The following is an 11,379-nucleotide window of genomic DNA, read 5'->3' on the forward strand; positions in this document are numbered from 1 at the left end:
ACCTCCATTAAAATCATAACTGATACTTACGATTTAGAGAGGTGTTTTTTATCGTCTCATTCTCAGGGTTCACTCCAATAGGAAAGGATGGCGTTTTTGTATGTCAATTTCTGTATCTGATGAATTACAATTATTTGCTCAAGAAATTCAAAGCTTCTTATCCCCAAATATCTTACAAAATCTTGCTCGAGATGTTGGTTTTGTGCAACGAACCAGTAAGTACCAAGCAAAAGATTTAGTCGCTTTATGTGTATGGATGAGCCAAAATGTCGCTACGACTTCTTTAACTCAGTTATCTAGCTGTTTAGAAGCATCAACAGAAGTACTTATTAGTCCCGAGGGACTGAATCAACGATTTAATAAAGCAGCCGTCCAATTTTTACAACACATATTAGCTGAACTACTAAACCAAAAATTGGCCTCATCTATGCCGATTTCTTCTCCATACACTTCTGTTTTCAAGCGTATTCGTATTTTAGATTCCACTGCTTTTCAACTCCCAGATCCCTTTTCATTCGTTTATCCAGGTGCAGGAGGGTGCAGTCATACAGCTGGGATGAAAATTCAACTTGAGTATGACCTGTTAAGCGGACAGTTCCTACATATTCATACAGGTCCAGGTAAACAACATGATCGAACCTACGGTTCTCTGTGTGTCCCAACTGTAACAGCGAATGATTTATGTATCCGAGATTTAGGTTATTTTCATTTGAAAGATCTTCAACATATACAAGATAAAAAGGCTTACTATATCTCTCGTATCAAGTCGAATACACGTATTTATCAAAAAAATCCCAAACCTGATTACTTTCAAGATGGAAGAATCAAGAAAGGTACAGAGTATATACAGATAGATATGGAGATCTTAATGAACTCTCTTCAGCCAGGACAAACATGTGAAATATCCGACGCCTATGTAGGAATGACTGATAAAGTACCAACTCGTGTGATTGTACATCGATTAACAAAAGAACAACAAAAAAAACGATTACAAGATCAAGCTGTAAGAGAAAAAAAGAAAGGAATGAAGTATTCTTCTCGTAGTAAACGACTCAGTGGTATCAATGTATATATGACAAACACCCCTACAGATATTGTCCCGATGGGACAAGTATATGATTGGTATTCTTTACGTTGGCAAATCGAAATTTTATTTAAAACGTGGAAATCATTCTTTCACATTCATCATTGTAAAAAGATAAAACGAGAACGATTGGAATGCCATTTGTATGGGCAATTGATTGCCATTCTACTCTGTTCCTCTATTATGTTTCAAATGCGGAAGTTACTTCTCATGAAAAAGAAACAAGAGCTGAGTGAATATAAAGCCATATATATGATTAAGGACTATTTTTTTCTTCTGTTTCGAGCAATACAAAGAGACACCCAAGGCTTATCAAAGATTCTTCTTCGTCTGTTTAACCTCCTACAGCGAAACGGACGAAAATCTCATCGATACAAGAAGAAAACAGTCTTTGATATATTAGGTGTCATATACAACTTTACTATGTCTCGCAATCATGTAGCGTAATCAAAAAAATTGAAACCCGATAGGGTTTATTTGATATGCAAAATTTCCAATGATCTACACTGATTTTTAGAAAAAGAAAAAAATTTCTTCTGAAACTGATCTTTCCTAACCTTAGCTTGATAGCGATGGGGTCCCGCCAACAAAACGCGAATTTTGTACGCTAAGGAATTTCTAAGTTGAAAAACTTGGTTTTACCGTACGTTAATAAAGTTCCATAAACGACATATAATGTTTGTTATGGAACTTTGTTTTTGGTATTGAGTTTTAGAACTGGTTTTTGACCGTATTTCTTTCAGTTTTGTTAGAACTAAATAGAGTTCCTTAAACGGTCGTTTTAGGTACTTTTAGAGAACACAAATTGGATAAATATGTTACAAAAAATGTGAAGAATTATAAATTAACTAACAAGGCGAATTAACACCACACTCAGAAAACTGATATAATAATTTAGATTATTATAAAATTTCAGCAAAGGAATGATTCTAGTTGAAGAAATCCCGAAATCCAGAAACAGTACATAAACCAGTAGCACCATATGTACATCAAATAGAAATAACAGGTCCAAATAAATGGCTCACATTATCAGGTCAATTAGGCATGGAAATAGATGGAATGGTTCCAGATGATCCATTGGAGCAGTTACAATTAGCTCTAGATAATATTAAAAGAAATCTTGAGGCTGCTAATATGAACGTAGAAGATTTAACAAAGATGGTATTTTATTTAGTAGGTGATTTTAATGCAGATAAGAGAAGAAAAATTATAGGAGATTTTCTAGGTGAACATCTTCCTTGTACTACTATGATTTATGTGGTGGCATTAGCAGCTCCTGTATTTAAAGTAGAGGTAGACGCTTGGGCATGTAAGGAAATTATTTAATTTCTTTTGATAAACAATAATTAATTATATGATGAATCTTATTGTATTATCGGGCGCTTTAGTCGAATAAATCAATCTAAAAAAGTCGAATCCTTAGTGTACGGGAATTCGACTTTTTTAAATGAAAATTTGCTTAGCGTACAAAATTCGCGTTTTGTTGGTGGGACCTCATATAGGAAATAAGGAAATTTCAAAGAAAACATACTTAATAAAATCATACTTGCATAAAGCTTTCAAAATAGAAAATGATATGAATAGAATTTATATGAAGGATATTTATTTATTAGAAAAGAAACTAACAATATTTAATGGAAAAGAGGCGATACATTGAAAAATATTAGATTGTGTGGTTGGTTTAAAGGCCAAAGTTGGATTAGTAAAGGTCTACTCATAACATTTCTATTTTTCCTCGTTGCAACCTTATGGATATCTCTAACAGCAGATAAGATACACACTAACTTCTATATAGAACAGGACAACATGATTACTAAAATCACAGAAATAATAAAAGATAAGAAAATCTTAACACATCAAGAAACAAGACAAATTGAACAAATGGTACAATCACACAAAAAACATTATCCAACTTATCAATATCTTGTGCTTCATTCAAAAGAAAATCATGTTATTAATAAAGATACTATCTCTTCTATAAATCCAAAGCATGCACAATATTTATATCCCGAGCAAGCAAAGAAAAAAGTAGGAATTATAGCTGATACCTTCTATGTATCTGAAGCTCTTGAAGCTGGAGATTGGTATATAGTTCATCAATATCACCCTACTGGTGGGTATTACTATGAAATAACTGTCTTATTATTAAGTATCTCAGGGGTGAGCCTTATTATCTGGATACTCCTTCAAATTAGAGATTTACTATGGATTCGACAATTAAAACACGCTTAAATCACCTACGCTAATGAGAATTATGTGAATGAAAAATCCCTTCAGTAAAATCTGAAGGGATTTTTCAAGATTTTAAGCTACACAGAAAACACCTTTTCAGTCTACAACTATTTTTTAATAATCTAATACTTTTTTCTATAGTCTAAAACATTTTTTTACGGAACAAAAATGTGTACCTAAAGGTATCTGTTTTTTTTTAGAAGTGTTCCCAAAATGAGATTTTGACATTTGGGAACACGTTCTGTAAGTAAATACCAAAGTGGCCCCTCATACCCAGAATCGTTTCCGTACCCCTAAAACAAAAAAATTATGCATTTTCAAATGAAGATGTCAATTTTCTCGTTTTGGGGTATTTGCTTAGCTTGATAGCGATGTGGTGCTACCCCGTTTAGACATAAAATTGAAACATTTCGATTAGTTCCCTGTACGTTAAGGAATTAGTTTGTATATTTGAGGAGATATACGAGACAGGTGTAAATTTAGGGGAATCCAATATTTTCTATTCAAATATGATAGAATGGAAATATATCCAAAACGGAGGGAAAACAAATGAACTCAAACACAAAACAGTTTATTTATGATATCCAGCAAAGAAAGAATAATTATATAGAAGATGTATTAACAGCAATACAACACCCTAAAAAAGAGGAATCTGAACAGGTCATTCAAAATATAGTAGAGAAGATGGATATGATGATCAGCTTAGTTACTACTTACATGGCTATTGAATCAGAATCTATGAAAGAATTAAAAGAGCTTCAGGAAGAAATTATTCATGCTCAAGCATATATTCAAAAACGAAAATTTGAAGAAACACAGAGATAAAGCCCTGTGTTTTTACTTGGTCGTCTATGATGCTAATCTTTTATAAATCAAATTAGATGTAATTTGATTATTGTTTTGGCATAATCCATACAATTTGTTGAATGCGTACAATATACGGTACCGTATATTCAATGAGCAAATGATCTGGTTTCACATCTTTTAACTTTCCTCGTACATTACCTCTTACAGTTTCAATAACCACATGTTTACCAATTACTGATTGTAATGTCTGATATACGTAGGGATTAGGTACAGTTACCATATTTTGTTCACTAAAGTCATTTCCCTCCAAATAACTCATTCTATCAGACTCCTTTCTAACTTGCATTCTTTCTCTTAATATATGATATAAATCTTATAAATATGCTAGAGGAATAATTCATTATATGAACGAAAATAACATTTAAGTGGAAGGGTAAAATAAGCCGGTTCTGGTGCAAAAACTCTAAAGCTCTTGCAAGTAATCTCCTAAACTTAGACATACTGATAATATTACTCTAAAAAAAGTGTGTGATCGGTATGGAAAAGAAAAATTTGTTCAAATGGAAGCATTATCAGCCTGAACTAATCTTATTAACAGTGAGGTGGTACCTACGGTACAATTTGAGCTTCCGTAACCTGATGGAAATGATGGAGGAAAGAGGATTATCATTTGCTCACACAACGATTATGCGCTGGGTTCATCAATATGGACCTCAATTAGAAGAGAAAGTACGACAACATCTTAAATCAACAAATGATTCATGGGAAGTCGATGAAACCTATATTAAAGTAAAAGGGCAATGGATGTATTTATATCGTGCCGTTGATTCAGAAGGGAATACCATTGATTTTTATCTAAGTAAATCAAGAGATAAACAAGCAGCCAAGTGCTTTTTCAAGAAAGCCTTGGCTTTTTCGTACGTTTCTAAACCTCGCGTGATAACAGTAGATAAGAACCCTGCCTATCCTGTAGCAATTCAAGCGTTGAAAGAAGCAAAAAATATGCCTGAAGGCATAAAGTTAAGAAAAGTTAGATATCTCAATAATATAGTGGAACAAGGTCATGGTTTTATTAAGAAACGTGTGCGTTCTATGTTAGGGTTCAAGTCTTTTGGCACAGCCACATCCATTCTTGCAGGAGTAGAAGCCATGCATATGATAAAAAAAGAACAGATTGATTTAGGAGATCAGTCTGTTCAAAACCAGAAAGAATTCATCCATCAATTTTTTGGACTAACAGCATAAAATAGAATTCCGCTAGAAATATATGAGCTATATTCTCTTTTACTTTATTTTTGCACTAGAACCCGTTGATAATTAGCTTGAAGGTAATATTATTTTCGTAATTCTACATACTAAAGAGCATAATATAAAAAGGAGTTTGCTCTTATGAATGAAAAATTGAATCAAGAATTGAAAAGTAATTTAGGTGAAGCAATTTTACCTTTAACTTCTCTTGGCAATGGAAGTAGTATCGAAGTTGCATCCAACATCTATTGTTTATGTATAAAGATTGTTAATGTATGTTTTGTTGGTGATTCTACAAAGCCAAACGAATGGGTTCTAATTGATACGGGAATGCCAAAATCGATGAATCTCATCATAGATTTTGCAGAAGAAAAATTTGGTAAACATAGTAAACCCAAAGCAATTATATTGACTCATGGTCATTTTGATCATGTTGGTTCTGTGATTGAATTAGTAAAAAAATGGGATATTCCGGTTTATGCACATAAGCTAGAAATCCCCTATTTAAATGGTGAAAAAGATTATCCAGATCCAGATGGATCTGTGGAGGGTGGATTTGTAGCGAAAATTTCTCCTTTGTTTCCAAATAAGGGCATTGATTTAGGTAAATGTATACATGAGTTGCCTCCGGATGGTAGTGTTCCCCATATGCCTGGATGGAGTTGGATACATACTCCAGGGCATACTCCTGGACATATATCTCTGTTTCGAAATGTAGATCATTTTTTAATGGCTGGAGATGCTTTTGTTACCGTAAGACAAGATTCATTGTATAAAGTATTGATTCAACAAAAAGAATTAAATGGTCCACCAAGATATCTTACTACTGATTGGGAGAACGCCTGGGAGTCTGTAAAAATACTTGAGAAGTTGAATCCTAAGTTTGTAGTGACAGGGCACGGTCTACCTATGTTTGGGGAAGAATTAAGAAATGAATTGCGTCGTTTAGTAAAGAATTTTGATAAAGTAGCTATTCCTGATTACGGAAGATATATTTAACAATAATCCTTATATGAAACATTAAAAGTCTAAGTTTCTTACTGAATTTACAATAGAAGTATTTTATTCATTAATAAATTAAAGTTTTATAAAAGGAGAGACGATGTGTCTCTCCTTTTTATGGAAATTCAATTCGCTTTAACATGTATAAATATTGATTTTCTCCTTAAAATATAGCTAGAAGACATAGGGAAGAAAAGGCAATATGAAAACTTTTCATAACAAGGTTATGTATTCCTCCTGATTCAATTCTGGTCTCTCTTTAATAACTAAGAAAATGATTTCTGTATTATAAATAAATATAAAAGATATTTTGAGAAAATGTTAAAAAAGGAGGTATGTAATTATGAAAGCTGTAACCTATCAAGGGCCAAATCAAGTACATGTTAAACAAGTTGATGATGCGAGATTAGAAAAAAAAGATGATATTCTTGTAAAGATTACTTCAACTGCTATTTGCGGGTCTGATTTACATTTATACCAAGGGAATATACCTTTACCCCCAGGATACATTATCGGTCATGAACCAATGGGAATTGTTGAAGAGGTGGGTCCTGATGTCACTAAAGTAAAAAAAGGAGATCGTGTTGTCATCCCCTTTAATGTTGCTTGCGGGCATTGTTTTTATTGCCAACATGAAATGGAAAGTCAATGTGATAACTCAAATCCTCATTATGATTCTGGTGGATACTTTGGTTATACAGAGAAGTTTGGTAACCATCCAGGTGGTCAAGCTGAATATTTAAAAGTTCCTTTTGGTAACTTCACTCCCTTTGTTATACCAGAATCATGCGAGCTTGAGGATGAGTCGCTACTTTTTTTATCCGATGTTTTACCGACAGCCTATTGGAGTGTAATAAATGCAGGTGTAAAATCAGGCGATACTGTTATCGTGCTTGGTTGTGGACCCGTTGGATTAATGACACAAAAATTTGCTTGGATGAAAGGTGCCAAGCGTGTAATTGCAGTTGATTATTTGGATTATCGAATAAACTATGCAAAAAAGATTAACAATGTTGAGGTATTTGAGTTTACAAAATACCCGGATATGGGAGAACATTTAAAAGAAATTACGCATGGTGGAGCGGATGTCGTCATCGATTGTGTAGGTATGGATGGAAAGAAATCGCCTTTGGAGTTTGTTGAACAAAAATTAAAATTACAAGGGGGAACCCTCGGTCCTATACAAATTGCTACAAAAGCCGTACGAAAATATGGAACGGTCCAAATGACAGGTGTTTATGGTGGCAACTATAATGCATTTCCACTAGGTGCATTTTGGATTAGGAATATTAATCTTAGAATGGGGCAAGCTCCGGTCATTCATTTTATGCCCGAATTGTTTGAAAAAATAACAAAAAATGAATTTGATCCAAAGGAAATCATTACACACAAACTCCCTCTTGAAGAAGCGAGTTATGGTTATCAAATCTTTAATAATCGTGAGGATAATTGTATAAAAGTTATTCTGAAGCCTTAAAAGCCCGGCCTTTCTCCTTCATCCTTTTTAATTATCCTTTATGCTAAAGATAAGATTCAATTCCAAGATCTTATCTTTTTTACTTCGAAAAATAAATACTGAATGAATTTTGAATATAAATATATAGAGTTTAATTCATTAACCTATGTCCTGCCGCGCTAACTCAATTAGAGAAGCAATGAGATACAATTTGGTTAAAAGAAGTCGATAGTATTGCTCTTCAATCAACATTGAAAAATCTCGCAGATGCTATTCCACGATTCAAGTCTAAAAAGAATAAAGTTTAATCCTACACAACCAAGAAAACGAACGGAAATATTGCTATTGTAGACACCAAAATGAAATTACCTAAACTTGGCCTGGTTCGCTTTTCCAAAATTCGTTAAGAAAAAGAGCGTACCTTGCATACAACGATTCGCCGTAGTCCGAGTGGTAAATATTTTATATCTATCCTTGCCGAAACAAAAGTACAACAAATGCCTAAAACTGAATCCGCTTGTGGAATTAATGTTGGACTAAAAGATTTTGCGATACAGGAATGCCCCTGCATGACTTTAATCCACCTTTAGGCATGGGATAAAAGTATCGCAAAATCTGTAATCCCCTTACTTAATCGGCACAGAAAGTAATCATTTTAAACTTCAATTATGATGGGAAGAATCATTGGTTTTCTTTTTGTATGTGAATATATAAAGTGACCCAGTGTTTCCCTTAACTTTCTTTTTAAAACATTCCATTGGCTAATATTAGCCTTTTTTAAATCATTAATAGTTTCAACCGTTAGTTGATTGATTTTCTCTAAAAAATCTTCTGAATCACGAACATATATAAATCCACGAGAAATGATGTCTGGACCAGAAATTATGTTCTCGTCTGTTTTACTAAGAGTAATAACTATTACAAGCATACCATCCTCAGAAAGTTGCTTACGGTCACGTAATATAACATTTCCTACATCACCAATTCCTAATCCATCTACATATATATTACCAGCAGGTATTCTTCTAGTTTGATGAGCAATCTGATTCTTAATATCGACAACTTCACCATTGCTAATGATATAGATGTTCTCTTTTTTTACACCCACGGACTCTGCTAATTGACTATGATGATGTAACATTCTATATTCACCATGAATAGGAATAAAGTATTTTGGCTTCATTAAAGTGAGCATTAATTTTAATTCCTCTTGATAGGCATGTCCAGAGACATGCATTCCTGTTGAACTTCCTAATCCATAAATGACATTAGCTCCCAAGCGAAATAAATTATCTATAATTCTTGAAACATTGCGTTCATTTCCTGGTATAGGAGTTGCAGATAAAATGACAGTATCATCAGGTAAGATATCTACCTGTCGATAGCTTCCACTGGCTAAACGAGCTAGAGCTGCCATAGGTTCACCTTGACTACCAGTACAAAGAATAGCTACTCTTTTTGGATCCATTTGGTTGATTTCATTTGCTTCAATTAACATTCCTTCAGGAATATCTAAGTAACCTTGTTCCAAGGCAACAGAAACTACATTTACCATGCTTCTCCCCAGTAAAGCAAGCTTTCTATCTGTTTTTAAAGCAGCATTTACTATTTGCTGTACACGATTCACATTGGATGCAAAGGTAGAGATAATAACTTTTCTACGCGCTTTGGTAAACGCTTCTTCAATTCGCTCACCTACTGATTGTTCTGAAGGAGTAAATCCAGGACGCTCGGCATTCGTGCTTTCCGAGAGTAGAGCCAAAACACCATTGCATCCTATTTTAGCCATTTTATGAATATCGGGATATTGATTATTAATAGGAGTTAAATCAAATTTGAAGTCGCCTGTATGAACAACTGTACCTTCTGGGGTATGAAAAGCAATTCCAAGGCAATCAGGAATACTATGATTGGTTTTAAAAAATGTTAGATTTATTTGTCCAAACTCAATTAATGACTCAGAATCAATAACAAATAGCTGTGTTAAATTTTGAAGTCTATGTTCTTTTAATTTGATTTCAATTAATCCTAAGGTTAATTTCGTTGCATAAATTGGGACATTTAATTGTTTTAATAGATAGGGAATACCTCCAATGTGGTCTTCGTGCCCATGTGTAACGACTAAGCCTCGAATTTTATCCTTATTTTCTTGCAAATATGTAATATCAGGTATTATCAAATCTATTCCTAATAAACTTTCATCTGGAAACTTAGAACCGCAATCAATAATCACAATATCGTCTGAATATTGTATTGCATACATGTTTTTTCCTATTTCATTAACCCCACCTAAAGCGAAAATGGATAGTGTATTTTCTATTGTACTCAAAATGAATATCCTCCTTTTTGAAAACATCCTAGTTTATTTGAATCCATATTGAGATTGTCTATTTTAGATTTATGACCAACCATTTATAAATGGTTGGTCATAATAATCTCAAAGCTCCATATCTTTTAATCCCGGACTATGCTCATTTGGCATTTCAGGAAGCTCTGGTACAGGAAAACCTTTTGGTGGCTCCGTTACACTTAACATTCCTTTGTTTCTACTTGGTGATTCACCTTGGAAGATCTCTCCGATTCTTGTGTCATCCAACCTGAAATTAAATTGTGCATTATGAAATCCCATTTCTACGTACTTTCTACACTCAGGATATTTATTGATATCGTAGTTCGGTACTGGGAAGAGTTTTCCCCATTCTACGCCTAAAGTTTCTAATGCCTTCGCAAATGCATTTTGATGTGCGTTATCACGCACAATTAAAAAGGCAAGTGTTTCACGAAAAGTTTGATTTGAGCTCATTTCATAAATCCTTGTCTTTTGAAGTACCCCAGTTGATTCAAGAACTAGGTTATCCATTAAATCACTAATTAGATTTCCATGGCTATATACCCACGATCCGTTCCATGGGTTACCGGCTGCATCTACTGGCAATGAGCTTTGAGCACCTACAATAAAATGGTGAGGATTTGCATGTTTAACCGCCTCATCAAGTGGTGCTTTATCCATACCTGCATTACCTGGTGTAGGCTCACCAGCTCCATTTAGTAATTGATTAATTGTATTCTGAACAAGCTCTACATGACTAATTTCCTCAAGAAAAACCCCTCGAAGTAAATCACGATATTGCTTCGCTTTTCCTCTAAAGTTTGAACTTTGAAAGAAATATTGCATCATCGTACGCATTTCACCAAAATGGCCACCAAGTATTTCTTGTAAGACTTTCGCAGCGGCGGGATCTGGTTTGTCTGGCTTAATAATATTAATCAATTCTTCTTTGTAATAATACATAGAAAATACCTCTCTTTTTTAAGATAAGCAACAATTATAAAATTCCCTAAATTAAGGTAATTTATTCCTGTATATTTTTTTATATTTTAATGCTGTATTTAAAAAAGATAATTAATAAAGAACATACCCTGCTTTTTGTAAAAAGCAGGGTATGTTCTTATGTATCAGATAGAATTCCATATGTTTTTTAGTTTTTAAAGAGGGTGTTGTTGATTTTTTGCTACGTTTAGAGCTGTTTGTGTAGTCATTAAATCTACT

Annotated in this window: 10 protein-coding genes and 1 pseudogene; 8 read left to right on the forward strand and 3 right to left on the reverse strand. The window is 33.6% G+C overall.

The genetic code is table 11. The annotated features are described in order from the left end of the window. Positions 1-100 precede the first annotated feature (100 nt). From JDS96_RS28280 to JDS96_RS28295, 4 genes are all read left to right on the forward strand, one after another. Positions 101-1,531: an IS4 family transposase gene (locus tag JDS96_RS28280; RefSeq protein ID WP_199668800.1), complete on the forward strand. Its 1,431-nt coding sequence runs from the start codon at positions 101-103 to the stop codon at positions 1,529-1,531. A 486-nt stretch (positions 1,532-2,017) separates the two neighbouring features. Beyond that, positions 2,018-2,410, forward strand: coding sequence for a RidA family protein (locus JDS96_RS28285; protein ID WP_199668801.1), 393 nt, complete (start codon positions 2,018-2,020; stop codon positions 2,408-2,410). A gap of 327 nt (positions 2,411-2,737) precedes the next feature. After that, positions 2,738-3,316 carry a hypothetical protein gene (locus tag JDS96_RS28290; RefSeq protein ID WP_199668802.1) on the forward strand — a complete coding sequence of 193 codons (579 nt, stop codon included), beginning with the start codon at positions 2,738-2,740 and terminating at the stop codon, positions 3,314-3,316. Between the two features lie 549 nt (positions 3,317-3,865). Next, positions 3,866-4,141, forward strand: coding sequence for a hypothetical protein (locus JDS96_RS28295; RefSeq protein WP_003204176.1), 276 nt, complete (start codon positions 3,866-3,868; stop codon positions 4,139-4,141). Positions 4,142-4,208: 67 nt separating this feature from the next. Here the strand turns inward: JDS96_RS28295 and JDS96_RS28300 are convergent, their stop codons facing one another. Continuing rightward, complete coding sequence (locus JDS96_RS28300) at positions 4,209-4,442, reverse strand: YuzF family protein (protein ID WP_199668803.1); 234 nt, start codon at positions 4,440-4,442, stop codon at positions 4,209-4,211. 218 nt (positions 4,443-4,660) lie between these two features. Between JDS96_RS28300 and JDS96_RS28305 the strand changes: the two genes are divergently transcribed. The 4 genes and pseudogenes from JDS96_RS28305 to JDS96_RS32585 all read left to right on the forward strand — a co-directional run. Beyond that, positions 4,661-5,368 carry an IS6 family transposase gene (locus tag JDS96_RS28305; RefSeq protein WP_199668804.1) on the forward strand — a complete coding sequence of 236 codons (708 nt, stop codon included), beginning with the start codon at positions 4,661-4,663 and terminating at the stop codon, positions 5,366-5,368. A 144-nt stretch (positions 5,369-5,512) separates the two neighbouring features. After that, positions 5,513-6,370: an MBL fold metallo-hydrolase gene (locus JDS96_RS28310; protein ID WP_199668805.1), complete on the forward strand. Its 858-nt coding sequence runs from the start codon at positions 5,513-5,515 to the stop codon at positions 6,368-6,370. A 346-nt stretch (positions 6,371-6,716) separates the two neighbouring features. Continuing rightward, positions 6,717-7,850, forward strand: coding sequence for a zinc-dependent alcohol dehydrogenase (locus tag JDS96_RS28315; protein ID WP_199668806.1), 1,134 nt, complete (start codon positions 6,717-6,719; stop codon positions 7,848-7,850). Between the two features lie 146 nt (positions 7,851-7,996). Beyond that, positions 7,997-8,383, forward strand: a pseudogene (locus JDS96_RS32585) (IS200/IS605 family element RNA-guided endonuclease TnpB); the annotation flags it as partial. 101 nt (positions 8,384-8,484) lie between these two features. Here the strand turns inward: JDS96_RS32585 and JDS96_RS28320 are convergent. Beyond that, complete coding sequence (locus JDS96_RS28320) at positions 8,485-10,185, reverse strand: ribonuclease J (RefSeq protein WP_374221018.1); 1,701 nt, start codon at positions 10,183-10,185, stop codon at positions 8,485-8,487. A gap of 81 nt (positions 10,186-10,266) precedes the next feature. Next, entirely contained in the window at positions 10,267-11,121 is an 855-nt protein-coding gene (locus JDS96_RS28325) for a manganese catalase family protein (RefSeq protein WP_199668808.1), read from the reverse strand. Positions 11,122-11,379: the final 258 nt, after the last annotated feature.

The sequence above is a fragment of the Bacillus cereus group sp. N21 genome, assembly GCF_016483395.1.
Lineage (GTDB): Bacteria > Bacillota > Bacilli > Bacillales > Bacillaceae_G > Bacillus_A > Bacillus_A pseudomycoides.

Coding starts and splice junctions, on each gene's coding strand:
- JDS96_RS28305 (WP_199668804.1), top strand. CDS start 4,661: ATGGAAAAGAAAAATTTGTTCAAATGGAAGCATTATCAGCCTGAACTA.
- JDS96_RS28310 (WP_199668805.1), top strand. CDS start 5,513: ATGAATGAAAAATTGAATCAAGAATTGAAAAGTAATTTAGGTGAAGCA.
- JDS96_RS28315 (WP_199668806.1), top strand. CDS start 6,717: ATGAAAGCTGTAACCTATCAAGGGCCAAATCAAGTACATGTTAAACAA.
- JDS96_RS28295 (WP_003204176.1), top strand. CDS start 3,866: ATGAACTCAAACACAAAACAGTTTATTTATGATATCCAGCAAAGAAAG.
- JDS96_RS28320 (WP_374221018.1), bottom strand. CDS start 10,185: ATGTTTTCAAAAAGGAGGATATTCATTTTGAGTACAATAGAAAATACA.
- JDS96_RS28280 (WP_199668800.1), top strand. CDS start 101: ATGTCAATTTCTGTATCTGATGAATTACAATTATTTGCTCAAGAAATT.
- JDS96_RS28325 (WP_199668808.1), bottom strand. CDS start 11,121: ATGTATTATTACAAAGAAGAATTGATTAATATTATTAAGCCAGACAAA.
- JDS96_RS28300 (WP_199668803.1), bottom strand. CDS start 4,442: ATGAGTTATTTGGAGGGAAATGACTTTAGTGAACAAAATATGGTAACT.